The sequence below is a fragment of the Thermovibrio sp. genome, assembly GCA_015488335.1.
Classification (GTDB): Bacteria; Aquificota; Aquificia; order Desulfurobacteriales; family Desulfurobacteriaceae; genus Balnearium.
Window position 1 is genome coordinate 1 of the sequence record WFNZ01000063.1, and the last position, 23,396, is coordinate 23,396.

The 23,396-nt window shown below is 43.9% G+C and carries 25 protein-coding genes; 17 read left to right on the forward strand and 8 right to left on the reverse strand.

Annotated features, from left to right (window positions below):
- From ftsZ to F8H35_RS07980, 7 genes are all read left to right on the forward strand, one after another.
- On the forward strand, nt 1-837 hold an 837-nt coding region (gene ftsZ, locus F8H35_RS07950; protein ID WP_472573010.1), incomplete at its 5' end, for a cell division protein FtsZ.
- A gap of 75 nt (nt 838-912) precedes the next feature.
- Nucleotides 913-1,434, forward strand: a complete 522-nt coding sequence (locus tag F8H35_RS07955) for a hypothetical protein (protein WP_472573011.1) — start codon at nt 913-915, stop codon at nt 1,432-1,434.
- A gap of 11 nt (nt 1,435-1,445) precedes the next feature.
- Nucleotides 1,446-3,440, forward strand: coding sequence for a chemotaxis protein CheA (locus F8H35_RS07960; protein ID WP_472573012.1), 1,995 nt, complete (start codon nt 1,446-1,448; stop codon nt 3,438-3,440).
- Nucleotides 3,437-3,943, forward strand: a complete 507-nt coding sequence (locus tag F8H35_RS07965) for a chemotaxis protein CheW (RefSeq protein ID WP_472573013.1) — start codon at nt 3,437-3,439, stop codon at nt 3,941-3,943. Before F8H35_RS07960 ends, F8H35_RS07965 begins: the two co-directional genes overlap by 4 nt.
- 1 nt (nt 3,944) lies before the next feature.
- Nucleotides 3,945-5,828, forward strand: a complete 1,884-nt coding sequence (locus F8H35_RS07970) for a methyl-accepting chemotaxis protein (protein WP_472573014.1) — start codon at nt 3,945-3,947, stop codon at nt 5,826-5,828.
- Nucleotides 5,829-5,830: 2 nt separating this feature from the next.
- Nucleotides 5,831-6,799, forward strand: a complete 969-nt coding sequence (locus tag F8H35_RS07975; RefSeq protein WP_472573015.1) for a chemotaxis protein — start codon at nt 5,831-5,833, stop codon at nt 6,797-6,799.
- Between the two features lie 10 nt (nt 6,800-6,809).
- Nucleotides 6,810-7,211: a chemotaxis response regulator CheY gene (locus F8H35_RS07980; RefSeq protein WP_472573016.1), complete on the forward strand. Its 402-nt coding sequence runs from the start codon at nt 6,810-6,812 to the stop codon at nt 7,209-7,211.
- 5 nt (nt 7,212-7,216) lie between these two features.
- On the opposite strand, the gene F8H35_RS07985 is transcribed toward F8H35_RS07980, so the two are convergent.
- Genes F8H35_RS07985 through ychF form a run of 5 tightly spaced genes read right to left on the reverse strand, consistent with a single transcriptional unit; the run spans nt 7,217 to nt 11,362 of the window.
- Nucleotides 7,217-7,663: a gamma-glutamylcyclotransferase family protein gene (locus F8H35_RS07985; protein ID WP_472573017.1), complete on the reverse strand. Its 447-nt coding sequence runs from the start codon at nt 7,661-7,663 to the stop codon at nt 7,217-7,219.
- Complete coding sequence (locus F8H35_RS07990; protein ID WP_472573018.1) at nt 7,656-8,366, reverse strand: aminotransferase class IV; 711 nt, start codon at nt 8,364-8,366, stop codon at nt 7,656-7,658. The genes F8H35_RS07985 and F8H35_RS07990 overlap by 8 nt, the downstream gene beginning before the upstream one ends.
- Entirely contained in the window at nt 8,366-9,556 is a 1,191-nt protein-coding gene (locus F8H35_RS07995; protein ID WP_472573019.1) for an NAD(P)/FAD-dependent oxidoreductase, read from the reverse strand. Before F8H35_RS07995 ends, F8H35_RS07990 begins: the two co-directional genes overlap by 1 nt.
- A 58-nt stretch (nt 9,557-9,614) precedes the next feature.
- Nucleotides 9,615-10,259: a DNA repair protein RecO gene (gene recO / locus F8H35_RS08000; protein WP_472573020.1), complete on the reverse strand. Its 645-nt coding sequence runs from the start codon at nt 10,257-10,259 to the stop codon at nt 9,615-9,617.
- The gene (gene ychF, locus F8H35_RS08005) at nt 10,259-11,362 is read right to left on the reverse strand and encodes a redox-regulated ATPase YchF (RefSeq protein WP_472573021.1); all 1,104 of its coding nucleotides are present in this window, start codon (nt 11,360-11,362) and stop codon (nt 10,259-10,261) included. The genes recO and ychF overlap by 1 nt, the downstream gene beginning before the upstream one ends.
- An 85-nt stretch (nt 11,363-11,447) precedes the next feature.
- Between ychF and F8H35_RS08010 the strand changes: the two genes are divergently transcribed.
- Genes F8H35_RS08010 through F8H35_RS08040 form a run of 7 tightly spaced genes read left to right on the forward strand, consistent with a single transcriptional unit; the run spans nt 11,448 to nt 17,278 of the window.
- Nucleotides 11,448-12,659: a dicarboxylate/amino acid:cation symporter gene (locus tag F8H35_RS08010; RefSeq protein ID WP_472573022.1), complete on the forward strand. Its 1,212-nt coding sequence runs from the start codon at nt 11,448-11,450 to the stop codon at nt 12,657-12,659.
- Nucleotides 12,640-13,440, forward strand: coding sequence for an HAD-IIA family hydrolase (locus tag F8H35_RS08015; RefSeq protein ID WP_472573023.1), 801 nt, complete (start codon nt 12,640-12,642; stop codon nt 13,438-13,440). The genes F8H35_RS08010 and F8H35_RS08015 overlap by 20 nt, the downstream gene beginning before the upstream one ends.
- A complete protein-coding gene (locus F8H35_RS08020; protein WP_472573024.1) occupies nt 13,440-14,312 on the forward strand; it encodes a UbiA-like polyprenyltransferase in 873 nt (290 codons plus the stop codon). Before F8H35_RS08015 ends, F8H35_RS08020 begins: the two co-directional genes overlap by 1 nt.
- Complete coding sequence (locus F8H35_RS08025) at nt 14,300-14,911, forward strand: MarC family protein (RefSeq protein WP_472573025.1); 612 nt, start codon at nt 14,300-14,302, stop codon at nt 14,909-14,911. The genes F8H35_RS08020 and F8H35_RS08025 overlap by 13 nt, the downstream gene beginning before the upstream one ends.
- A 3-nt stretch (nt 14,912-14,914) precedes the next feature.
- Entirely contained in the window at nt 14,915-15,361 is a 447-nt protein-coding gene (gene dtd / locus F8H35_RS08030; RefSeq protein ID WP_472573026.1) for a D-aminoacyl-tRNA deacylase, read from the forward strand.
- Nucleotides 15,361-16,524: a mechanosensitive ion channel family protein gene (locus tag F8H35_RS08035; RefSeq protein WP_472573027.1), complete on the forward strand. Its 1,164-nt coding sequence runs from the start codon at nt 15,361-15,363 to the stop codon at nt 16,522-16,524. The genes dtd and F8H35_RS08035 overlap by 1 nt, the downstream gene beginning before the upstream one ends.
- Nucleotides 16,490-17,278 (forward strand): 6-carboxyhexanoate--CoA ligase, encoded by a 789-nt coding sequence (locus F8H35_RS08040; protein WP_472573028.1) that lies wholly within the window; start codon nt 16,490-16,492, stop codon nt 17,276-17,278. Before F8H35_RS08035 ends, F8H35_RS08040 begins: the two co-directional genes overlap by 35 nt.
- Here the strand turns inward: F8H35_RS08040 and F8H35_RS08045 are convergent.
- Genes F8H35_RS08045 through mnmE form a run of 3 tightly spaced genes read right to left on the reverse strand, consistent with a single transcriptional unit; the run spans nt 17,236 to nt 19,898 of the window.
- Nucleotides 17,236-17,616 (reverse strand): bactofilin family protein, encoded by a 381-nt coding sequence (locus F8H35_RS08045; RefSeq protein WP_472573029.1) that lies wholly within the window; start codon nt 17,614-17,616, stop codon nt 17,236-17,238. The genes F8H35_RS08040 and F8H35_RS08045 overlap by 43 nt on opposite strands.
- Nucleotides 17,576-18,496, reverse strand: coding sequence for a peptidoglycan DD-metalloendopeptidase family protein (locus F8H35_RS08050; RefSeq protein ID WP_472573030.1), 921 nt, complete (start codon nt 18,494-18,496; stop codon nt 17,576-17,578). Before F8H35_RS08050 ends, F8H35_RS08045 begins: the two co-directional genes overlap by 41 nt.
- 1 nt (nt 18,497) lies before the next feature.
- Complete coding sequence (mnmE, locus tag F8H35_RS08055; RefSeq protein ID WP_472573031.1) at nt 18,498-19,898, reverse strand: tRNA uridine-5-carboxymethylaminomethyl(34) synthesis GTPase MnmE; 1,401 nt, start codon at nt 19,896-19,898, stop codon at nt 18,498-18,500.
- Nucleotides 19,899-19,960: 62 nt separating this feature from the next.
- Between mnmE and glmS the strand changes: the two genes are divergently transcribed.
- The 3 genes from glmS to F8H35_RS08070 all read left to right on the forward strand — a co-directional run bounded on the left by glmS (nt 19,961) and on the right by F8H35_RS08070 (nt 23,319).
- The gene (glmS, locus tag F8H35_RS08060; RefSeq protein ID WP_472573032.1) at nt 19,961-21,790 is read left to right on the forward strand and encodes a glutamine--fructose-6-phosphate transaminase (isomerizing); all 1,830 of its coding nucleotides are present in this window, start codon (nt 19,961-19,963) and stop codon (nt 21,788-21,790) included.
- A 9-nt stretch (nt 21,791-21,799) separates the two neighbouring features.
- A complete protein-coding gene (purU, locus tag F8H35_RS08065) occupies nt 21,800-22,651 on the forward strand; it encodes a formyltetrahydrofolate deformylase (RefSeq protein WP_472573033.1) in 852 nt (283 codons plus the stop codon).
- Between the two features lie 101 nt (nt 22,652-22,752).
- A complete protein-coding gene (locus F8H35_RS08070; RefSeq protein ID WP_472573034.1) occupies nt 22,753-23,319 on the forward strand; it encodes a TetR/AcrR family transcriptional regulator in 567 nt (188 codons plus the stop codon).
- Nucleotides 23,320-23,396: the final 77 nt, after the last annotated feature.

Consider the following 23,396-nt stretch of genomic DNA (forward strand, 5'->3'; position numbering starts at 1 on the left):
CCCAAGATAAGGGAAGTGCTGGAAGGCTCAGATATGGTCTTCATAACTGCCGGAATGGGTGGAGGAACGGGAACGGGAGCAGCACCGATAGTTGCAAAGATAGCCAAAGATATGGGAATACTGACTGTAGGAGTTGTAACAAGGCCCTTTGACTTTGAGGGCAGGCGCCGTCAGGAGTACGCAGAGGCTGGTATCAGAAGGCTGAAAGAGTTTGTTGACACACTGATGGTTATTCCTAACCAGAAGCTCCTTACCATTGCACCTAAGGATATGAACATCCTTAACGCTTTTAAACTGGCAGATAACGTTCTCTATCAGGCGGTGAAGGGGATAACGGAGGTGATAACAAAGCCCGGCCTTATAAACCTTGACTTTGCAGATGTTAAAACGGTTATGCACAGCGGTGGTTATGCCCTTATCGGGATAGGGGAAGCCAGTGGAGAGGATAGAGCTCTAACTGCAGCCCGTAAGGCCATAGACAACCCCCTCCTTGAGAACGTTCAGGTTGAAGGAGCCAGCAGGATACTTGTAAACATCAGCGGTGGTTCAGACCTCACCCTTGACGAAGCCTACGCAGCTGCCGGTCTTATTAAGGAAAGGGCGAAGAGAGACGATACAAACTTTTTCTTCGGCGTTACTGTTGATGATGAGCTTGAAGGTTCAATTCAGGTAACTGTAATAGCCACCGGGTTTGACGAGAAGGGAAGGCCTATTGTTTCAGGGTTTTCGGAAATTGCAAGAAGTTCTAAGGCAAGTACTCCGTTCCAAACCCAGGAGAGTGTAGATATGCTTGATATAGATATATCTCAGCTCCTTAAAGAGCTTAAAGAGGACTAAAGAAAATGGGAGCTCCCGTCAGCTTCCTTTCCTATATTATTTTGACTGACGATTCACGGTTCGGAGGAGGATGGGATGGAGAAAGGACTATTGAAGGAGATAAAAGAGCTCCTTACTCTAATTGAATCCTTTAAAGATGAGCTTTCAAAGGTTTCCTCTAAAAGAGAAGGATTTAAAGCCGTTAATAAACATATAGACACTGCAATTAGCGAGAGTGAAGAGGCTACTAAAAAGCTTATTGAAGTTATTGGTGATTCAATGGAGAAGCTGCAGAAGGCAGTTGAGATAGTTTCAAGCCTTGAAGGAGAAGGGAAAGAAGAAGCCGTTTCTCTCATCCAGTCGGTTCTTACTACTCTTATGAATGCTTTAACTCTTCTTGAGTTTCAGGATATTATGGCTCAAAGGCTTTTAAAGGTAAGGGATTTTCTCCTTGACCTTGAAAAGAGCATAGTTAGGGTTGCTTTAGTTGCTGGGCTTGAAGAAACAGAGAAAGAGGAAGAGAAAGAAGAGATAAGGAAAAAGCTTGAAGAGCTTGAATGGAAGAAAGAAGTTTCCCAATCTGAAGTTGATGAAATTATGAAGCAGTTTGGCCTTTAGGAGATGGGGCGATGAAGGTAGAGATTCCAGAGGAGCTTCAGGAGATCTTAGAAGAGTTTTTGGTAGAGGCTGAGGAAATCCTTGAGAACTTAGACCAGGACTTGGTTGACCTTGAATCAAACCCAGAAGATAAAGAACTCTTGAACAAAATATTTAGGGGAATGCATACACTTAAGGGAGGAGCAGGCTTTCTCAACCTTACCCCTATCGTTGAGATTGCTCACAGGATAGAAGACATTTTTAACAAGCTCAGAAACGATGAAATGACTCTCACTCCCGAGATTATGGACGTTATTTTAGAGGGTATTGACAAGTTAAAAGAGGCCCTCCAGATGCTAAAGGATAGCCAGGAGCTCCCCGACATGGAAGAGATAGAGGAGCTCCTTTCCCGTTTAGATGCAGTTCTGAAGGGGGAATCTCCGGTTTCTACAGCTTCTTCTGAAGGTAGTAGAGAAGAAAGCGGTTCTCAGGAAGGAGAAATAGAGTTTGTTGATGGAATATCCGATAAACTGAAGGAACTCATACTTCAGTATCCCGATAAAGACCTTGCAGGCATATTGGAAGAGATCATCCTAATGCCACCAGATAAACGTCCTATGGACGTTATCCCTGAGATAGAGAAGCTAATTGAAGAGGGGAAAGACGTTAAAGACCTTATAAAGAAAAAAGAGGCACCACCTCAAGAGAAAAAAGAGAAGGAGAAAAGAGAGACTCTAGAAGAGCAGACAGCTTCTCAGAAGGCAGTTTCTTCTAAATCTTCATCTTCTGCCAGTTCAAAACCGAAAGCTGTTGCAAAGAAAACGGAAAAGAAGAGCTCTGAAACCATAAGAGTTGATGTTGAACGGGTAGAAAACCTTATGAACCTGGTTGGAGAGATTGTTCTTGACAGAAACAGAATTCTCAGAGTCACGCAGGATGTTGAAAAAGAGTGTCGTACAGAAGCGGTTGAAAAATTGGTAGAGGCCGTAACAAGCCTTGATAGAACTGTTAGCGACCTTCAGGTCGCTGTTATGAAACTGAGAATGCAGCCAATTAAAAAGATATTCAGTAAGTTTCCCCGCCTTGTAAGAGACCTTGCCAGAAAGCTCAACAAGAAAGTTCAGCTTATCATAGAAGGTGAGGATACGGAGCTTGACAGATCCATTCTTGATAAACTTGAAGATCCCCTCATCCACCTTGTGAGGAATGCTTTAGACCACGGTATAGAACCACCAGAAGAGAGAGTTGCTAAAGGGAAGCCGGAAGTTGGAACCATCAGACTCTTTGCCTACCACGAGGGAGATCACATTGTTGTTGGTATTCAGGATGACGGAAGGGGCATTGATCCTGAGAAGGTAAAGAAAAAAGCTCTTGAAAAGGGATTGATAACCCCTGAGCAGGCAGCTCAAATGAGCGATAAAGAAGCCTACGAGCTCATCTTCCTTCCTGGATTCTCAACGGCCGATAAGGTAAGTGATGTTTCAGGTCGTGGCGTTGGAATGGACGTTGTCGCCAGTACAATTCACTCCCTGCGGGGCTCTATAGAGATAGACAGTGAGCCCGGTAGAGGAACTACAATTCTCTTAAAACTTCCTCTTACAGTTGCAATTATCAGAACTCTCATGCTCGGCTGTAACGGTCAGGTTTATGCTGTTCCCCTCCACTCGGTTGTTGAGATAGTCAGGTATCAGGAAGACCAGGTTAAAGAGGTGGGAAGTTTCAGAAGTTTCATGTTGCGAGATGAGGTTCTTCCTCTCTTTTCTCTGAACGAGCTGTTAGAAGTTCCTGATAACAATGAGAAAGCGTTTGTTGTTATCGTTAAAGTTGGTGAGAAGTTAATTGCCGTTTCTATAGAGAAGCTCTTTGGAGAGGAAGAGATAGTTATTAAATCTTTAGGGGAGCTCCTTTCCGACATTCCTGGAATAGCAGGGGCAACCATAGCTGGAGATGGAAGAGTCGTCCTTATACTGGATCTGAATTCTCTACTTTCTGACTACAGGACAAAGCTTATTGGGGTTAAGAGATGAGTGAAGAGGTGAAAGAGAAAGAACGTAGTGTTTTAGGAGTTGAGGAGTTAATAGGAGAAGTACACGAGAAGGAAGTTCAAGTAATAGCTTTCAGGCTCAACGAAGAGCTTGTGGGTGTTCCTATAGAGCAGATAATAGAGATAACCAACAACAGAGATTTAACTCCTGTTCCGAAGGCTCCATCCTTTGTTATAGGTGTTATGAACCTGAGGGGAAAGATCGTTCCTGTCATAAACCTGAAGGAGCATCTAAGGATTCCTTATCAGATTCCCGATGATATATATCAGAGGAACAAAATAGTTATTCTTGAAACTCCCAAAGGGGAAGTTGGGGTAATCGTTGATGAGATAGTTGGTTCTGTAAAGTTCCCCGAAAGTGACATACTTCCTGAACCGATTGGAACAATAGGAATTGACGTGAAGTTTATATCTGGTGTTGTTCAGCTTGATAGAGAACTCCTTATTTTACTTAACGTTGAATCAATATTTAATCAGGAGGAGTGAGATGTTCTGTTCAGGTGAGAGGAGGGAAATAGAGCGGCTTAAAGGAGAGCTGGAAAAGTTAAAACTTGAAAACATGAAGCTCCAGAAGAAGTGTGAAGAGTGCGAAAGGGAGAAGAGCTCCCTTCAGGAAGAACTGAAAAAGCTCTCTCAGAGGAACTTTGAGCTATCTAAGGAAGTAGAAAACTACAAGAAGAAAGTTGACCAGATGGACAACGATATATACATGTACCAGCAGATCCTTGATTCCCTTATGGAAGAGGCTATTTTCCTTGCTACTCCAGACTTTAAACCGGGCCGTGCTGGTAATGAGATCGTTTACGCCAACAGGAGAGCTCTTGAGATAGCCAACAAGTGGAGAGACGTATTTATCAGTGAGTTCGGCGTTGATCCGGATAAGCTTATCGGTACAAGCATTCACGTCTTTCACAAAGACCCTGAAAGGGTTAAAGAACTCCTCAAAGCTACCCGCCCAGGAGAGCACAAGAAAAACGCAGATATTCCGGTTGGTCCTTACGTTATGGCCTCTTACCGCCACGCTATTGCAAACAGGGATGGTTCTGTAAGATACTACATGGCAACATGGAAAGATGCTACTGCTGAAAAGGAAATTCAGGATCAGCTTGAAAAATCAAGGAGAATGTTCCTTCAAAACCTCAGGGCAACAAAACAGTCTCTGGTTAACAACCTTGCAACAATAGTTGCCGTTTCCATTGCAATAAAAGAGCTGAAAGAAGTTCTTAAGCTATCTGAAAACCAGATAGTTGCAACCGATGAAATAGAGAAAACGGTTAATAAGCTGGTAGAGGTTTCTAAAAAGCTTATGGAAAACTACCAGTTTGTCCTTTCTAAGCTTGAAGAGGCTGAGAAGAAGACTCTTGAGTCTATAGACCAGATGCAGTATATAAGGAACATTACAAAAGAGATGGAAGACGTTGTTAAGTCACTGCAACTTCAAACAGAGCAGATTGATAGGGTTGTTGAAGTTATTACGTCTATTACAGAGCAGACGAACCTCCTTGCCCTGAACGCTGCCATAGAGGCTGCAAGAGCTGGAGAGGCAGGAAGGGGATTCGCCGTTGTTGCCGACGAAGTTAGGAAACTTGCAGAGAGGACGAACAAGTCTGCTACAGAGATCAGAGAAGTTGTTAAGAACATGAGAGAGCAGATGGTTAAAACTGCCGAAATTACGAACAAAAGCGTTGTTGCCGTTGAAGATGGAATGAACATCTTTAAAGAGAACCAGTCAACCTACGCTACCCTGAAAGGTTCTTCAGAAGAAGTTCTGAAAGTTATAAATGACCTGTCTAACGTTGTTGCAGTTCAGAAAGAAAAAACAGAAGAGATCGTTAAGAATATCCACAAGGCCAACAACGTTGTTCAGTCGGTTAGAGAGCAGGCCGACAAGATAATTAAGATTGCAGAGAAGACAGATACAAGCCTTCACAAAATCTGGGAAACCTTCTACATCTTCAAGCTTGGTGATGCAGCTGTTCTTCTTGATAAACTGGCAGAGCTTGGTAACTTTACCGCTAAAGTTAACGATGTTGTTAAGGCCAAGTTTATTGAAGATCTTAACCCCGATATTTCCCTCATTGCCGAAGTTGATAGTCTTATAAGGAGTCTCAGCTTCCAGAACAAGGAAATTGCAGAGCTCCTCCAGAAGTATCCTGCTCTTAGAGATATTCTTGAAGGTGTTGAAGATGATCTCTTTGAGGTTAAGCTTCTCCTTAAAGAACTTTTCGTTGCTATGAACAACGATGATCTTGAGGAAATTAAGGGTAAAGAGCAGGAGATTTCCGATGTTGTTAACAGGATTTCTGAGAGGCTCATAAAGGCCATAGCAGAGATTGTTCTTTCTAAACAAAAAAGCGATGAAAGGGCTTAGTTATGGCTAAGAAGAAAGAGCTCCTTCCAAAGATACTTGAGACCGGTGCCAACGAGCTTGAGATAATTGACTTCAGGATGTACGAGGTTCTTGATGATGGTTCTACTTATGAGTGGATATTGGGAGTTAACGTTGCTAAGGTTAAGGAGGTGATATTTCGCCCTAAAGATATTATTAAAGCTCCCGGTTTGCCCCCTGAGGCGGAAGGACTTGCAAAGATCAGGGGGCAGATGGTTCCCATAATCAACCTTGCTAGATGGATGAAGATAAAGGAGCCACCCAACGCCGGCCGTTACGTGATTGTTATGGAGTTCTTAAGAGAGATAGTTGGTGTAATAGTTCACGAGGCTAAACGGATAAGACGTATAAAGTGGGCAGATATTAAGAGACCACCTAAGAGCATTGATGAAAAGTTGGGTGGTAAGGTTGTTGGAGTTGTTGAGATAGAGGACAATAAACTCCTTCTGCTGTTAGACTTTGAAGGAATACTTGACGAGCTTGGAATGATTAAGATTTTCGGTGAAGAAGAGATTAAGAAAGACATAGAAGGAATAGAGAAGAAAGGTCACTTTAAGATACTTATCCTTGATGATAGCCCCGTTGCAAGGAAGATAATCAGGCGGATTCTTGAGGCAGACGGCCACACGGTTTACGAGGCACAGAACGGAATTGAGGCCCTTCAGATGCTCCACCAGTGGCTTGAGGAGGCTAAGGCCCAGGGTAAAGACATAACAGATTACGTTCAGCTCATAATTTCAGATATTGAGATGCCCGGTATGGACGGTTTAACCTTTACCCGTAAGGTGAAAGAAGATCCGGAGCTCTCCAAAATTCCCGTTATAATCAACACATCTCTTAGTGACAGAGCTAACGTTGATAAGAGTAAGTACGTTGGCGCAGATGCCCATCTTGTAAAATTTGATGCTCCGGATTTAATTAAGCTGGTTCACCAGTATGCAATTACAAAATGAGGAGGTTTAAATGGCACTACCGAATCCAGATATAAATATTCTTGTTGTTGATGATATGGCGGCAATGAGGAAGATTCTGAAAACTCTTCTTGCCCAGTTAGGGTATAAGAACGTTGATGAAGCTGAAGATGGAAAGCAAGCCCTTGAGAAATTACGTCAGAATCCCGATAAATATGGTCTTGTTATTACAGACTGGAACATGCCCAATATGACTGGAATTGAGCTTGTTCAGGCTATAAGGAGCGATGAGAAGCTGAAACACCTTCCAGTTTTGATGGTTACTGCCGAGGCAAAAAAAGAGAACGTTCTTATGGCCATAAAGGCCGGAGTTAACAACTATATTGTGAAACCGTTTACAGCTGAAACTCTAAAGGAGAAGTTAGAGGCCATATTCAGTTCTCTGAATAAGTAGACTTACTATTTTCTATGACTTGTTAGCTTTTTTACGTAACTTTCTGGTAGCATTTCCTTTGCAGAGAGAAGGTGTTTGAGGTAATCTTCAGAAGGCCTCAATCCTTCTCTCTTAAATTCCTCACATGCTACGTAAGTAACCGCTTCCAAATTTTCTCCTTTTTTCGTTTGAACTTTCACGTTTACCCTTCTGTAGTGATAGGGAGCTCCCTCAAATACGTCAAGCTTCCTTATCTGTTCTTCATTGAGTTTAAACAGGATACCCCATACTTCCTCTCCTTTGGCCGGTTCAATATTTGCACAGCCCCCTCTTTTAACCGAAATTTTGTTGAATTTCAGAGCGTAGTCTTTAAGAACTGCAGGTCCTAAAATTTCAAAACTATCACCTATCCTTTCTTTAAGCTGTTTAACATCCATATTTGAGCCGTATGCAAAGTAAATAACGCTACCCAAACACCACCTCTCCTATAACTGTTTTCAACCTTTCGTAAAAGGGTTTTCCTTTTATTTCTTTTAACGGATATGGGCCGATTTTCCTGACAGGGCAGATGTCTTCCCTTGCACTGGTTATGAATACTTCATCTGATGAGAGGAGCTCTTTCATCTCAAAGAAACCTTCAACTAAAGGAACTCCCATTTCACGGCATACCTCTTTTATAAATTCCCTCCTTGTTCCAGGAAGACATCCCGTTTTCAGGGAAGGTGTAAATAGAATACCCTTTTTGTAGAAGAATAGGTTTGCAAAGGCCGTTTCTGAAACGAACCCTTTATCGCTGAAAAGTAGAGCTTCGTCAAAACCTTTTCTCTTTGCCTCTTCAAGTGCATAAAGAGAATCCATAATATCTACCGTTTTGTGAAGGGAAAGGGCAGAAAAGCACCTCTTTACAGAGTATACAGGAAGGAGAGAGACAGATTTCCTCTTCAGGCAATCTCTCGTTTCTATTTCTGTTTTTCCGTTTTTAAAGATGGTGAACCTAACCAGCTTTGTTCCAGTTCCGGCAGCTTCTGCTACTTTATCTTTGAACTCGTTAAGTGTTAGAGAAAAAGGGATGTTAAGGGAGTGGGAGCTCCCTACCATCCTCCTGTAGTGGTACTCAATTAGAACAGGTTTCCCTTTTTCCACCCTTACCGTTTCAAAAATTCCAAACCTCTCCATTACGGAGCGTCAAATCCCGGGATTCTTGGAATTTTCTTCAGCTTGCTTGCCTTGTAGTACCAGCCCCACAGTTTCTTTAGGGAGTGGCCTATAAAAGGAAGGGGAACCATTAAAGCCCTTTTGTCGTTCCTGTAGACCAGAGCTCCGCTCATCCAGCATGGTCCCATGTCCATGAGGCAGAGAATGTGAAGGTGGTGTATGTACTCCTCCCTTTTCGGGTCTCCCTTCACCTTATTTTCAAGGTTCCTCGCCACAATTCTTGCCATAACTTCTGCTATGTGTCCCTGCTTAGCCTTCCACTTGGGCCCTTCAAGTGCAGCACTGTCGCCTATTGCCCAAACTGTTTCGTCTGTTCCCGGGACTGCACAGCTGGGTTCTATCTTTACAAATCCGGCCTCGTTAAGGGGAAGGTCTGAGTTTTTGAACACCGGGTGGCCGTCTGTTGCTGGAATGAACATCGTTAGATCTGTTTTCAGGAAGGAGTCGTCTTCAAATACAACTCCGTCGGGCTTAAATTCTTTTATCTTCTTTCCAAAGTGCCTTTTTATTCCAAGCTTATCAAGCATTTTGTAGGCTTTTTCTGCGTTCTTCTCTCCCAGTCTTATTCCCGGTTTGGGCATTGGTGCGAAGAAGTGGAGCTGGAATTTATCCCTTATTCCTTTCTTCTTAAAGTAACAGTCTAAGTTGAAAACAAACTCAAAGGCAGGTCCTCCTCTTACACCTGAAGGGTCTTTCGGGTTTCCACCAAATCCTGCCGCTATTACTCCTCCTCCCTTTTCTATCAGTTCATCAATTTTATCCCTTATCTTTAAAGACTCTTCCGGTTTTCCACAGATTGAGAGGAAGTTTTCACTTCCCTTATGTTTAACCTTTGCTCCACCTATGGCTATTACAAGGTAGTCGTACTCTTTTACAGTTCCGTCTGTCAGGTAAACCTTTTTCTCGGCAGTTGATATCTTTTCTACTCTACCGATTGTCAGTTTGAAGCCGTTAACCTTTGCTATCTCTTCAAGGGGAACGGTAACGTCTTCCCAGTCGTACTCGTGGGTTGGTATCCAGATTGAGATTGGATAGATGTATAGAAATTCTCTCTCTGAGATAAGTTCAACGTCAAAACACTTATGGCACAGTGCAAAGGCGGCCTCAACGCCTCCTATTCCTCCCCCTAAAACCAGAACCTTCGGTGCCATCTTTACCTCTCTTTCTTTAATTGGTTTTTGCGAATCTATTTAAAGAATTATATCGGAATTACCTTTCAGACCTAAACTTTAAATGTTTCTCGGCGACTGTTTCTATTAAGTTTAACCATCTGAACTTCCTCTTCTTTAACTCTTCAAGGGGTTCTTTTGTTAAGAGATAGACCTCTTTAGACACAGCCCTTTTCCAGTTGAGATCTTTTTCTTCTTTACACTTTCTACAGACCACTCCTCCCTTTTCAACAGAAAATCCTGCAATTTCACGTGAGCCGCATTCAACACATTTAAAAAGTCTGGGCATAAGTCCTTCAAGGAAAATCAACTTCATTATAAAGGCGGCGTAGGTTGGGGGAGTTCCCCTCTCCCTCATGTACATCTTTACCAGCCGGTACACTCTTATACCTGGCGGAAGGTCAAGGGGTAGCAGAACTTTAGATATCTTTGCCCTGTAGATGAACTCTTTTCTGCTTCTTGGGAAGTTCTCCTCAACCAATTTGCTTTCAAGAACTTCCCACTTTTCTCCTTTCTGCTGGAGCTTGAAACGGGTAACAGAGAAGGGTTCATACTTTATCGGAAACTCCTTTGACTGAAGCTTTACTATAAGGTTGAGTTTTCCTATTTTCTCTGTATAGACAGAAAGGTGCCTGAGCTTATCTCCCAGGTCTCTACTTTTAAGAACTACTCCTTCTGTCTCCATCAAACGTTGAACCTGAAGTGGATTATGTCTCCGTCCTGAACTTCGTAATCTTTGCCTTCAAGCCTCATAAGTCCTTTCTCTTTACAGGCTTGTATGGAGCCTTCCTTTATCAGGTCTTCATAACTTATTACTTCAGCCCTTATAAACCCTCTTTCTATGTCTGAGTGTATTTTCCCTGCAGCCTGGGGCGCTTTGGTTCCTTTTCTAACAGTCCAGGCCTTTACTTCTGGCTCTCCGGCTGTAAAGAAGGTTATTAAATCAAGGAGCCTGTATCCTTCCCTTATTACGGCGTTGAGACCTGGCTCTTCCATTCCTAACTCTTTCAAAAATTCTCCTTTCTCCTCTTCTGGAAGTTCACTGAGCTCAGCTTCCACTTTTGCACATATCTTTACGACGGGAGCTCCCTCTCTTTCAGCGTACTCCTTAACTTTTTTCACCAGTTCGTTGTCCTCAAATAGCCCTTCTTCGTCTACGTTTGCAACGTACATTACCGGTTTTGCCGTTAACAGCTGGAGCTCCCCCACAACCCTCCTCTCCTCATCTCCTAACTCTTCTAAAAACGGGTGTATCCTCTTTCCCTCTTCCAGTATTCCTTTAAGCCTCTCAAGAGCTTCAACTTCGGCCTTCAACTTTTTGTCTCCGCTCTTTGCCTGCTTTGAAACCTTCTGGAGTCTCTTCTCAACGCTTTCTAAGTCTTTCATGACTAACTCAAGGTTTATCGTTTCTATGTCCCTTACAGGGTCTACGGAACCGTCTACATGAACAACGTTCTCGTCCTGAAAACACCTTACAACGTGGGCAATTGCGTCAACGTTCCTTATATTCGCAAGGAACTGGTTGCCCAAACCCTCTCCCTTGCTTGCCCCCCTAACAAGCCCTGCTATGTCAACGAACTCTATCGTTGTGGGAGTGATTTTTTTTGGCTTTACGATTTCTGCAATTCTGTAGAGCCTTTCGTCTGGGACTTCAACAACACCAACGTTTGGTTCAATGGTGCAGAATGGGTAGTTTGCAGCTTCTGCTTTCATTGTGTTTGTCAGGGCGTTGAAAAGCGTTGATTTACCTACGTTCGGAAGGCCTACTATTCCGCAGTTGAATCCCATCTTCTCTCCTCGCTTTCCGGTTTTCGGAACCTGAAATTTAAGCCTTCTGCTCCAATTCGGTATATTTAACAGCAGTGGAGGTGTTGTGAAGAGCAGATTTCTTCTCTTTATGGTAGGTGGAGTTATTTTAGGTTTTGTATTAGGAGCTCTCTTTCCTTCTTTTTCTGAAGAGACTTCTTTTGTAGGTGAGCTCTTTTTGAACGCCCTTAAAATGGTCGTTCTTCCGCTTATAACTGTCTCTATAGCCAACGCCATATTTAAGATGGAAACCGTTGAGAGGTTCAGGCAGATTGGAGTGAGAGCTCTCCTCTACTACACCTTTACAACAGCCCTTGCCGTTGTTACCGGTATTGCAGTTGTTCTCCTGTTTAAGCCGGGAGTTTCAGTTCCCTTTAGCGGTTCAGAGTTTCATAGAGAGATAACCTTTAGCTTTAAAGATCTTATCCTCTCGCTTGTCCCCTCTAACATCTTTAAAGCCTTTGTAAACTTTGACGTTCTTCCTGTAATTGTCTCAACAATCCTCTTCTCATTGGCCTTTCTTTCAATTGATTGGAACAGGAAAACTGTTCTTCGCCAGCTCATCTCCGAGCTTGATGCTGCCCTTCTAAAACTTACCGGGTGGGTAATCGCTCTGGCTCCTGTTGGCGTCTGCTCCCTTATCGCCACAAAGGTTGCTCAGATGGGGGGAGCTCCCGCTCTGAAAACCCTATTCGTCTCTTTGGGCGTTTACGTCTTGACAGTTCTGACCGGCCTTTTTATCCATGGTTTTATAACCCTTCCTCTCCTCTACTTCTTCTTTGCTAAAAGGAATCCCTATTCTCTCATAAGCCGGGTTAAAGAGGCGCTTCTAACGGCTTTTGCAACTGCTTCCTCTTCTGCCACTTTTCCCGTAACCCTCTCAAAGAGTATTGCCGCCGGAATTAAGAGGGAAGTTGCAGAGTTTACACTTCCACTTGGAGCTACCATAAACATGGACGGAACAGCTCTCTACGAGGCCGTTGCTGCCATATTCCTTGCCCAGAGCTATGGGATAGAACTTTCCTTTTCCCAGTACGTTGCTGTTTTCCTCACTGCAACACTTGCCGCCATAGGTGCTGCCGGAATTCCTGAAGCTGGCCTTGTTACGATGGTTCTGGTTCTCCAGTCTATAGGAGTTCCAACAGAGGGTATAGGAATCATCCTTGCAGTTGACTGGTTCCTTGACAGGTGCAGAACAGCCGTAAACGTTTTAGGTGATATAATCGCCGCCGTTATATCTTCACAGCTGGAGGAGAGAGATGGTAGGGTTTCTCCTTGACCTTGAGGGGACTCTGGTTAAGGATAAAAGCTACACTCCGTTTCCGGAAGCCCTTGAGTTTACCCGTTACTTAGATGAGAGAGGGATTCCCTGGATAGTTGCCACCAACAACTCTACAGAGAAGCCGGGAAATCTTGTTGAGATTTTGAGGGAAAAGGGGTTCAGCATTAATAGGAATAAACTCCTCTCTCCCTCTCTCCTTGCCGGCGACTTCCTGAAAAAGAGGGGAGTAAAAAGCATCTACTTTTTAGGGACGGAAAAAGTTAAGGAATTCTTTAGAGAAGAAGGTTTTGACGTTAGAGATGACCACAGGGTTGATGCCGTTGTTGTTGGAAGGGACAGGGAGATAAACTACGGAAAGCTCAAAACCGCCACTTCTGCCCTCGTTCTTGAGGGAGCAGAGCTCTTTGCGTTCCACAGGAACAGGCTCATTTTAGACCCGGACGGCCTTGTCGGCCCCAGCGTTGGAGCAATTGCAGAAGCCCTCTCTTACGCCTCAAACAAGCCGGTTGTTTCTTTTGGCAAGCCCTCTAAAGAGTACTTTGAGAGAGCCTTTGAACTCCTTGGAATTTCAGACCCAAAAAGGGTTTACATGGTTAGCGACGACCCGTTTACAGACCTTGCAGAGGGTAAAAAGGTTGCCGGTTTTAAAACCGTTTTTGTTTTAAGCGGAAAGTATAAAGATCTGTCTGTTCTGGAAAGTATTGAACCTGAGTTCCGTCCCGACTACGTTTTTAAACACATCGGGGAGTGTCTTCAACTCTTAGAGGGGAACGGTTGATGGGAATTGTTGGCCGTTTAAAAACCTACATGGAACTTATAAAAGTTGAACACACCATCTTTGCCCTTCCCTTTGCTCTAACTGCTGCCCTTATGGCGGCCAACGGTTTCCCCACTCTCTACCAGCTCTTCTGGATAACTGTTGCCCTCTTTGGAGCCAGAACTGCCGCAATGAGTTTAAACAGAGCCATAGATGCCGAAATTGACGCCAGAAATCCGAGAACTGCCAGCAGACACATTCCGAGGGGGCTGGTTAAGCGCTCTGAGGCTTTTCTCTTGGCTTTTGTAGGATTTGCCATTATGGTTTATGCTGCCTATAAACTGAACAGGCTGGCCCTGGAGCTCTCTCCGGTTGCCATATTCATCCTCACTCTCTACTCCTTTACAAAACGGTTTACAGCTCTCTGCCACATTGTTCTTGGAGTTGCCGTTGCCCTTGCACCTTTAGGAGCCTGGGTTGCCGTTAGGGGAACCATTGACCTTCCGGCCTTTATACTTACCCTTTCTGTTGCCCTCTGGGTTGCCGGTTTTGACATCATCTACGCCCTTCAGGACCTTGAGTTTGACAGAAAAGAGGGCCTCTATTCTATACCGGCAAAGCTTGGTGAGAGGAGAGCTCTCCTTATTTCACGCCTCTTTCACATTCTAACCCTTGCAGGGCTTATACTGGTTGGTATCCTTGAGCACATGGGATTTTTTTACTATCTGGGGCTTTTCCTCTCTACCCTTTTTATGGTTAAAGAGCACGTTTTGGTTTCTAAAGACAGGTCAAAGATAGGTTATGCTTTCTTCAACCTTAACGGCTACATTTCTCTGACCGTTTTCTTATTTACTCTTTTTGACTACCTCTGGAGAAAGTTATGGGTTTCCTGAAGTTCCTTATCTCCCTTCTCGTGATAATGGATCCCATCTTTGCCGCCATTATGGTGGCAGGCCTTGTTGAGTCTGTCAGGGAGATAAGGCGGGTGGCTTTTAAGTCCTCTTTAACTGTTCTTATTGCTTCTCTGGTTACGGTCTTTTCGGGGGAAGCTCTTTTGAAACTCATGGGAGTTAACATCTTCAGCATAAAGATCTTTGGCGGCCTCATACTCCTTCATATGGCCTTCCAGATGCTTCAGGCAAAACCGCCCAGAACCAAACACACTGAGGAAGAGGATTCAGCTGCAGCCGAAAAGGAGGACATCTCTATAGTTCCCGTTGGAATTCCGGTTCTCTTTGGTCCTGGTGCCTTTACAACCCTTCTCATCTTCAGAGAAGAAGTTAGAGACTTACTTCATTTTGGGGAGCTCCTTTCGGCCATTGCAGTTTCAACCCTGATTACTTATCTGATTCTCTCTCAGGCTTCGTTTTTTGCCAGGAAGTTAGGAACGACCGGTATCAATGTTACAGTTCGGATATTCGGGCTTTTTGTGGGAGCTCTCGGCTCCCAGTTTATAGTTGACGGAGTAAAACACCTTTGGTTTCAGGGGTGAGGTATGAAAGCCTGCGTTCAGAGAGTTCTTTCAGGAAAGGTTGTCGTTTCAGGAGAAACTGTTGCAGAGATAGGCAAAGGCCTTGTTGTTCTGATAGGATTTGAGAAGGGGGACCTTAAGTCTTACGTTGAGAAGATGGCAAAGAAGATCGTTGAGCTCAGGATATTTGAAGATTCTGGCGGTAAGATGAACCTTTCAGTTAAGGATGTTAAGGGGGAGCTCCTCATCGTTCCCAACTTTACTTTAGCTGCAGACTGCAGGAAGGGGCGCCGTCCCAGTTTTCAATCCTCAGAGGAGCCTTCAAGGGCAGAGGAGATGTTCAACCTCTTTGTTGAGAAGTGTAGAGAGGAGGGAGTCCCTGTTCAAATGGGGATTTTCGGCGCAGATATGAAGGTTCATATTGTGAACGACGGCCCTGTAACCTTTATCATTACCAGGGAGGACCTTTAATGGTTCAACAGCCTGGGAATTTCCTCTCTTCACTGAAACAGGGCGTTGTCCATACCGTATCAACGGCTTTTCCCTGGATAAAGGTTGAGTACACTCTCGCCCTTTTTTTCTTTCTCCTTGCCCTTCTTTCCCTGTGGAGTAAACGGTTTATAAAAGCCTTCATCGTTAGAGTTGCCCTCTTTGACAGGAAGATAACAAAGGCAGAAAAGATAATGATAAGCCTTTCTTCCTGGATATCCTACTTCCTGTTCCTCCTCTTCTTGAACCTTTCCGTTATTCAGTTAAACCTGCCTTCTAAACTGATGAGTATTCTGAACACACTTTTTTTCATTCTTTACGTTTTTATAGCAACCTTCATCGTAGTGCGGCTGTCGGACCTTCTCCTTGAGAAGTTCTCTGAGAGGGTAAAGAAGAAAGTTTCGCCCAACGAGGCTCCACTGATTGATACTTACTACTCAATGATTTCAAAGATTGTGAACGTTTTTATAGTTCTCATTGCTCTAATTGCCGTTCTTGACAGGTTGGGATTTAACGTTACCTCTCTAATTACGTCCTTGGGCGTGGGTTCTCTGGCAGTTGGTCTTGCAGCCAAAGATACGATAAAGAACTTTATCTCAGGAATAATGCTTGTAACAGACAGACAGTTCAGGATAGGAGACAGGGTTTACATAAAGGACATTGATGTGGAAGGCTACGTTTACGACATTGGTTTAAGGACAACGAGAATCCTAACAATTTCGGGGAATAACCTGATAACTGTTCCCAACTCAAAACTCACAGAGGGGGTTATTGAGAACTCCCTCTACCCTGACCCAAAGGTGAAAGACTTTGTGGAAGTTGGAGTTGCCTATGGTTCAGACGTTGAGAAGGTTAAGGAGCTCCTTCTAAAAGCTACAGAAGGGATTGACGGCATCCTTGATAATCCGCCGCCCTCTGTTTACTTTACAAACTTTGGAGATAGTGCTCTTATTTTTAAGCTTATCTACTACGTGGAGAGAAAGGACGTCGCCTTTGGCATAAAGTCCCTTCTCCACGAGAGGATAAACAGACTTTTCAGAGAAAACGGTGTTGAGATTCCGTTCCCTCAGAACGACCTGTGGTTCAGAAATCCATTGAAGGTAGAGGTCAATGGCTCTCTTCAGCGTAAAGATGAGGAGCTCTAAGGGTGGGCTTCACATCTCCGGTGCAGAGAGGATAGTTCCTGAAGAGAAGCTTGACGAGGTAGTCCTCTCCCTCTTTAACCGTGCAAGGAACCACTCCCGTGGAAAGCCCGACTTTATCTCTGTTAAGGTGGAGGAGCTAAAAGAGGAGCCCGTTTACCTCAAGGCGCTTCCCGTTTATGAAGTGAAAGGGGGAGTTCCCATCAAAACTTTACTTGAAAAGCTCTTTTCCCTGTCTGATGTTCCTGTCTCTTTAGGTCTCCGTTTCTACATGCAGCTCCTTAAGGGCATCTCGCCTTCAGGTGGCGTAATGAGGGGGGCAGCCATCGTTGAAATTCCTTCGGGAAAAAGACTTGAACCCGATAGTGAACGGGGAGTTAGAGTCTCTTACATAGACATTACAGATGAAGCTGCTGAAGAACTGAAAAGGCTTGCAGGGAGCAGATATACAGAAAACTTCAGAGATGCTCTAACTCTCTCAACAAAAGTTTTGAACCACCCTGACGTTCTGGCGGAGCTCTGTATTTCCGACGACCCAGACTACACAACAGGTTACGTCTCCGTTAAAGGCAGGGGTTACTTCCGGCTCTTTAACATAAAACCTGCCGGTCTCTCTTTAGGGGGAAGGGTCTTTTTCGTCGGGGAAGGAACGGATCTGAAAAACTTAGTTTCTTACCTTGAGGGTAAACCGGTTATCATCTCTTCGGTTTCCACCTACTCTGCTGTTTCGTTAGAAGAGATAGAAGGACTTAAATAACTTCCGCTTAAAACTCTGCCCTCTATGGAAGCTCCCGGTTCTACGGAGAGTTCCTTTACAGTTATATCTCCCTTTACCCTTGCTGAGCTTTTCAGCTCAAGTCTTTCAGATTCTACGTTTCCTTCAACTGTTCCCATCACAATAACACTTTTTGCTCTTACATTTCCCTTTACTGTTGCCGTTTCTCCAAATATCACGTATTCTCCGTTTACATCCCCTTCAACTGCTCCGTCAATTCTTATCTTTCCTTCTGAGATAACGTTTCCTTCTATTTTTAGTCCTTCTGCTAATATGCTTTTAACCTCTCCTATTTCTTCCTCTCTCTTCTTCTTTAACATTCTGGGGGGCCTCCAGGAATATTTTTGGGTTTACTATTTTACCCTTGAACTTTATGGCGTAGTGTAGATGGGGACCTGTGCTCCTTCCGGTGCTTCCCATCAGGCCTATTATCTCTCCCCTTTTTACCTTTTCCCCTCTATGAACGAGAATTTTGGAAAGGTGGCCGTAGTAGGTTTCTATTCCATTTCCGTGGTCAATCTCAACACACCTGCCCATAAGTCCACAGTAGCCTGCCCTTATAACTTTTCCATCTGCCGGGGTTCTTATCGGCGTTCCCCACCTGTTCGCTATGTCAACACCTAAGTGAAACTCCGGTCTTCCGGTAACCGGGTTTATCCTGAGGCCAAAGAGAGAGGTTATCCTTCCATAAGTTGGATACCCTATAGGAACAGTTTTAAACTCCCTTATCATTCTATCAACCTGAGGTATCAGTGAGCTGAGGTCTACGTTAACATCGTTTTCGGTTAATATTTTTGAAATTGGAATAGCGGTTCCACCTTCACCTTCAGACGTGTCAACTTTCAGTCCGACCTTTTTCATGAGAGAGTTTATTATCTCTAACCTCTTTGCCAGCTCCTCAACGGTTTCTTTTTTCTCCATTTTCAGTCTGGCTACTGTCTCCTTAAGCTCTGCATTTTCCCTTTTCGTCTGAGAGAGCTCCAGCTCTAAGCGGGATATCTCGTCCCTCAAGTTCCCTTCAGACCTGGAGAGCTCCATCAGTTTAGATGCAGCGTAGATGGAGAAGATAGAGAGAAATACCAGGAACACAGCAAATACTGTGCCAACTGTCACTATCACCCTTTTTGAAACGCTGAACCTTTTGTAGTTGGCCAGTTCGTCCTTTACCACTATCAGCTGTATCCTGTTGCTCTTTTCCATTCTACTTCCCTATGCAGAATCGGGAAAAGATAATATCATACATATCTTCAGTAGTCACCTCTCCAACTATCTCTCCCAGAGATTTCAGTGCATCTTCTAGGTCCATAGAGAGGAACTCTGGAGACTCTATACCCGATTCAAGGGTTCTGATTGCCCTGAGCAGGCTCTCTTTTGCCCTTTCAAGGAGCTCCCTGTGCCTCTCTGACGTGATAACAACCTCATTTCCTCCAACAACCGCTTCCGGCTCAAGCATCACAAGTTCAGTAATGAGCTCCGCCAGTTTCTCTATGCCTTCTCCCTTTTTTGCGCTTATCTCAACGCAACGTTTAATTCCTAAACTCTCTGCATCTCTACAGGTGAACTTCAGCCCTAAATCCTTCTTGTTTACAACCAGTATCACTTTCTCTCTGTTCTCAATCTGACCAAGTATTTCCCTGTCTTCATCTGTAAAACCTTCAGAGCCGTCAATGAGAAAGAGAACAACGTCTGCCTCTTTTAGCTTTTTCAGACTCCTTTCAATCCCAATTCTCTCCACTCTATCTTCTGCTTCTCTTATTCCAGCTGTGTCAATGAGTCTCAAGGGAAGCCCTCTGAACGTTACCGTCTCCTCTATTACGTCCCTCGTTGTTCCCGGAATCTCTGTAACTATCGCCCTCTCTTCCTGCAACAGTGCGTTGAGGAGTGATGACTTTCCAACGTTTGGCCTTCCCACAATTGCCACTTTTATCCCTTCCTTTATCAGTCTTCCTTCCCTGTAGGTTTTAAGGAGTTCCTCAATTCTGTCTACAGCTTCAAACAACCTCTCCTTGACCTTTCCCCTCTCAATTATTTCCACCTCCTCTTCTGGAAAATCAACCGCGGCCTCTACGTATGCCCTTGTTTCTAATATGAAATCCCTTATCTCCCTTATTTTCTTTGAGAGAGCTCCCTCAAGCTGTTTCAGTGCCACCTTTGCAGAGAGTTCACTCTTTGCTTCAATAAGCTCATTTATCGCTTCGGCCTGTGTCAGGTCAATTCTTCCGTTTAGGAAAGCCCTCATTGTAAACTCTCCCGGCTCTGCAAGCCGGGCACCTCTACGTAGAACTTCCCTCAGGATTTTCCTTACAACAACTATTCCCCCGTGGCTGTGTATCTCAACAACGTCCTCTCCTGTAAAGCTTTTTGGCCCCCTCATATAAACAACAAGAACTTCGTCTATCGGCTCTCCAAACCTGTCAACAATAAATCCGTAGTACATTCTTCTCTCTTCAAACTCCTCTTTTACCTTTCCCTTTTTCGTTCTGAACATCTTCTTCAGAATTTTCAGAGCCTCTTTCCCGGAAATTCTCACTATTCCTATTGCACCCTTACCTATGGAAGTTCCTATTGCAGCAATCGTATCTTCACAGAACAGATCCTTCATTGGTCTCTCCTCTGGCTGGTATACTTCAAAAATAAATCTGAACATCTGCAGGGGGAAATTTAATGTGCGGAATTGTGGGTTACATCGGGAAAGACAACGCAAAAGATGTAATTGTTGACGGTTTAAAAAGGCTTGAGTATAGAGGTTACGACTCGGCAGGCATTGCACTTATAGTTGACGGTGAGATCTTCACCTACAAAAAACAGGGAAAGATAAGGAACATTGAAGTGGAGCTCCGCCGGGTTCCCGTCTACTCAAACGTTGGAATTGGCCATACCCGATGGGCAACCCATGGGAAACCGAACGATGTCAATGCCCATCCCCACCTTGACTGTACCAAAAAGATAGCTCTGGTTCACAACGGGATAGTTGAGAACTATGCGGAGCTCCGTCGGGAGCTTACAGAAAAAGGTCACACCTTCACCTCTCAGACAGATACAGAAGTTATCGTTCACCTCATTGAGGAAGAGCTTAAACACTCCTCCGATTTCTTCACAGCCTTCCTCAGTGCCGTTAAAAGACTTCAGGGTTCCTACGCCATAGCTGTCATAACACTCCACCAGCCCGATACCGTTTTCGTTGCAAGGAAAGACAGCCCCTTAGTTATCGGCCTCGGAGAAGGCGAAAACTTCGTTGCCTCAGACGTTCCCGCTTTCCTCTCCTACACAAACAGAGTCATCTTCCTTGACGACTTTGAAATTGCAACAGTTACCTCTTCACAGGTTTCCGTTTTTGATCTGAATGGAGAAAGGGTTGGGAAACAGACTGTAACGATTCCCTGGTCTCTCTCTCTGGCTGAGAAGGCCGGTTATAAACACTTTATGCTGAAAGAGATAAATGAACAGCCCAGGGCCGTTGCCGATACGATAAGCGGTAACCTGAGCTGGTTAAGAAAAGAGACGGAACTTGAGGGAATAGACCTTAACTCCTTTAACAGGATTCAGATTGTTGCCTGTGGAACCTCTTACCACGCCGGCCTTATAGCCAAGTTCTACTTAGAAAACATAGCAAAAATTCCAACAGAAGTTGATTATGCCTCAGAGTACCGCTACAGAGACCCGATAGTTGACGAAAAGACTCTGGTTATCTCAATAACCCAGTCTGGTGAAACGGCCGATACGCTTGCTGCAATGAGGCTTGCTAAAAAGGAAAGAGCAAAACTCCTCACAATTTGTAACGTTATCGGATCAACAGCAACGAGGGAAGCTGACACGGTTATTTACACCTATGCCGGCCCTGAAATTAGCGTTGCTTCAACCAAGGCCTTTACCACTCAGCTTACAGCCCTTTTCCTCTTTACCCTCTACCTTTCAAGAGAAAGAGGAACTCTCTCTTCTGAAGAAGTGGAGCGCTATCTCAGGGAGCTGATGGAGCTCCCATCAAAATTAGAGACCTTCTTAAACCTTGAGAAAGAAGAAGGAGTTGTCAGAAAGATAGCTCTTGAGTTTTACAGAGCTAAAGATGCCCTTTACCTTGGAAGGCACGTTAACTATCCCATTGCCCTTGAAGGTGCCCTGAAGCTCAAGGAGATTTCCTACATTCATGCAGAAGGGTATCCTGCCGGCGAAATGAAACACGGCCCTATTGCCCTGATTGATGAAAATGTACCTGTAGTTGTGGTGGCAACAAAGGGTAAGGTTCTGGAAAAGGTTATTTCAAACATTGAAGAGGTAAAGGCTAGGAAGGGAAGAGTGATTGCTGTAACGAATCCTTCTGTTAAAAAAGTTGGTGAACTTGCCGATTTTATACTCCAGGTTCCCGAGGTTGATGAGTATCTCTCACCCGTTGTTAACGTTGTTCCTCTCCAGCTTTTTGCATATTATATTGCCGACTTTTTAGGATACGACGTTGATCAGCCCAGGAACCTTGCAAAGAGCGTTACTGTAGAGTAGGAGAGGTAAATGGAAACGGCTACTCTTCTGATTTCCTGTCCCGATAGAAAAGGGATACTTGCAGAGGTTACCGGGTTTATAGCTAAGAATAACGGGAATATCGTCCATGCGGATCAGCACATAGATTTCCAGAAATCAATCTTCTTTATGAGAATTGAGTGGGAGCTTGACGGCTTTAGATTTCCTAAATCTAAGATAGAAAAAGCCTTCAAACCGATAGCAGAGAAGTTCAGTATGGACTACCAGCTCCACTTCAGCTCGGAGGTTCAGAACGTTGCCATATTTGTTTCCCGTTACGACCACTGCCTTTACGACCTTCTCTACCGGTTTAAGGCGGGGGAACTCCCCGGCAACCTGAAATTGGTTATCAGCAACCACACAGACCTGAAACCGGTTGTTGAGATGTTTGGAGTTCCTTTCTACCATTTTCCAAAAACGAAAGAGAACAAGCTATCTGTTGAGGAAAGAGAGATAGAGCTACTGGAAAGGGAAGAGATTGACTTAATTGTCCTTGCCCGTTACATGCAGATACTGAGCGATAAGTTCGTCAGCAGGTTCAGGAACAGGATAATAAATATCCACCATTCTTTCCTTCCAGCCTTTGTAGGAGCCAAACCTTACCATAGGGCCTACGAAAGGGGGGTAAAGATAATAGGAGCAACCAGCCACTACGTTACTGAGGAGCTTGATCAGGGTCCCATAATAGAGCAGGATGTTGTAAGAGTAAGCCACAGAGATAGTGTTGAAGACATGATAAGGAAGGGGAGGGACCTTGAAAAAGTGGTTCTTTCAAGGGCTGTTAGGTGGCATTTAGAGAATAAAATCCTCGTATATGATAATAAAACTGTTATTTTTGAGTAGAGTTTTCCTGAACAATTAATGTATTACAAGATTAATTTAAATCTGCTATTAATTAGGAATTGCATATAATTGTTAAAACAACTGAAGTTCGGGGGGAAAGGATGAAGGAGAGAATTCTTAAAGCCGCGGAGGAAGTTTTCTCTGAGAAAGGTTACTACAACACAAAAGTCTACCAAATTGCAGAGGCTGCCGGAGTTTCTGTGGGAACGATTTACCGGTTTTACGAGAGCAAAGAAGAGCTCTATGCAGATGTTATCAAGACTAAACTTAAAGAGCTGGAAAAGAAAGTAGTAAGAGCCATAAGGGGAAAAGAACCGGAAGAGGCGCTTAGAGTTTACATTGAAACAGTTGTAGATTTTTTTGAGGATGAGAGAAATTTTTTTGAACTCTTTATGAGGGAGGTGGGAAGCCTTGTTATCCCTAACGAGGAAAGACTTAACCTTTCAGAGTGGTACGATAGATATACTTCAAAGCTTTCTAAAATAATTGAAGATGGCATTAGAAAAGGGATCTTCAAAAACTTACACCCGAGGGCAGTTATTTTGATAATATCAGGTGCTCTTAAGAATCTCCTTTACGCTTCCGTTAAAGGTTTTATTAACCTGGAGCCGGAAGATATTAAAGATACTCTGATAGAGATTGTAGAAAGGGGGATTCTCAAAGCTTAAAGAATTCCTGATTTATTTCATTTATCTGTTGAATTCGGGTTTTCGTAGAGGTATACTTTCTGATGTAAGTAATTACT

Coding starts and splice junctions, on each gene's coding strand:
- F8H35_RS07995 (WP_472573019.1), bottom strand. CDS start 9,556: ATGGCACCGAAGGTTCTGGTTTTAGGGGGAGGAATAGGAGGCGTTGAG.
- F8H35_RS08050 (WP_472573030.1), bottom strand. CDS start 18,496: ATGGAAAAGAGCAACAGGATACAGCTGATAGTGGTAAAGGACGAACTG.
- F8H35_RS08015 (WP_472573023.1), top strand. CDS start 12,640: ATGGTAGGGTTTCTCCTTGACCTTGAGGGGACTCTGGTTAAGGATAAA.
- F8H35_RS07980 (WP_472573016.1), top strand. CDS start 6,810: ATGGCACTACCGAATCCAGATATAAATATTCTTGTTGTTGATGATATG.
- F8H35_RS08020 (WP_472573024.1), top strand. CDS start 13,440: ATGGGAATTGTTGGCCGTTTAAAAACCTACATGGAACTTATAAAAGTT.
- dtd (WP_472573026.1), top strand. CDS start 14,915: ATGAAAGCCTGCGTTCAGAGAGTTCTTTCAGGAAAGGTTGTCGTTTCA.
- F8H35_RS08040 (WP_472573028.1), top strand. CDS start 16,490: ATGGCTCTCTTCAGCGTAAAGATGAGGAGCTCTAAGGGTGGGCTTCAC.
- purU (WP_472573033.1), top strand. CDS start 21,800: ATGGAAACGGCTACTCTTCTGATTTCCTGTCCCGATAGAAAAGGGATA.
- mnmE (WP_472573031.1), bottom strand. CDS start 19,898: ATGAAGGATCTGTTCTGTGAAGATACGATTGCTGCAATAGGAACTTCC.
- F8H35_RS07960 (WP_472573012.1), top strand. CDS start 1,446: ATGAAGGTAGAGATTCCAGAGGAGCTTCAGGAGATCTTAGAAGAGTTT.
- ychF (WP_472573021.1), bottom strand. CDS start 11,362: ATGGGATTCAACTGCGGAATAGTAGGCCTTCCGAACGTAGGTAAATCA.
- F8H35_RS08070 (WP_472573034.1), top strand. CDS start 22,753: ATGAAGGAGAGAATTCTTAAAGCCGCGGAGGAAGTTTTCTCTGAGAAA.
- F8H35_RS07970 (WP_472573014.1), top strand. CDS start 3,945: ATGTTCTGTTCAGGTGAGAGGAGGGAAATAGAGCGGCTTAAAGGAGAG.
- F8H35_RS08035 (WP_472573027.1), top strand. CDS start 15,361: ATGGTTCAACAGCCTGGGAATTTCCTCTCTTCACTGAAACAGGGCGTT.
- F8H35_RS07965 (WP_472573013.1), top strand. CDS start 3,437: ATGAGTGAAGAGGTGAAAGAGAAAGAACGTAGTGTTTTAGGAGTTGAG.
- F8H35_RS08045 (WP_472573029.1), bottom strand. CDS start 17,616: ATGTTAAAGAAGAAGAGAGAGGAAGAAATAGGAGAGGTTAAAAGCATA.
- F8H35_RS08025 (WP_472573025.1), top strand. CDS start 14,300: ATGGGTTTCCTGAAGTTCCTTATCTCCCTTCTCGTGATAATGGATCCC.
- F8H35_RS07990 (WP_472573018.1), bottom strand. CDS start 8,366: ATGGAGAGGTTTGGAATTTTTGAAACGGTAAGGGTGGAAAAAGGGAAA.
- glmS (WP_472573032.1), top strand. CDS start 19,961: ATGTGCGGAATTGTGGGTTACATCGGGAAAGACAACGCAAAAGATGTA.
- F8H35_RS07955 (WP_472573011.1), top strand. CDS start 913: ATGGAGAAAGGACTATTGAAGGAGATAAAAGAGCTCCTTACTCTAATT.
- recO (WP_472573020.1), bottom strand. CDS start 10,259: ATGGAGACAGAAGGAGTAGTTCTTAAAAGTAGAGACCTGGGAGATAAG.
- F8H35_RS07975 (WP_472573015.1), top strand. CDS start 5,831: ATGGCTAAGAAGAAAGAGCTCCTTCCAAAGATACTTGAGACCGGTGCC.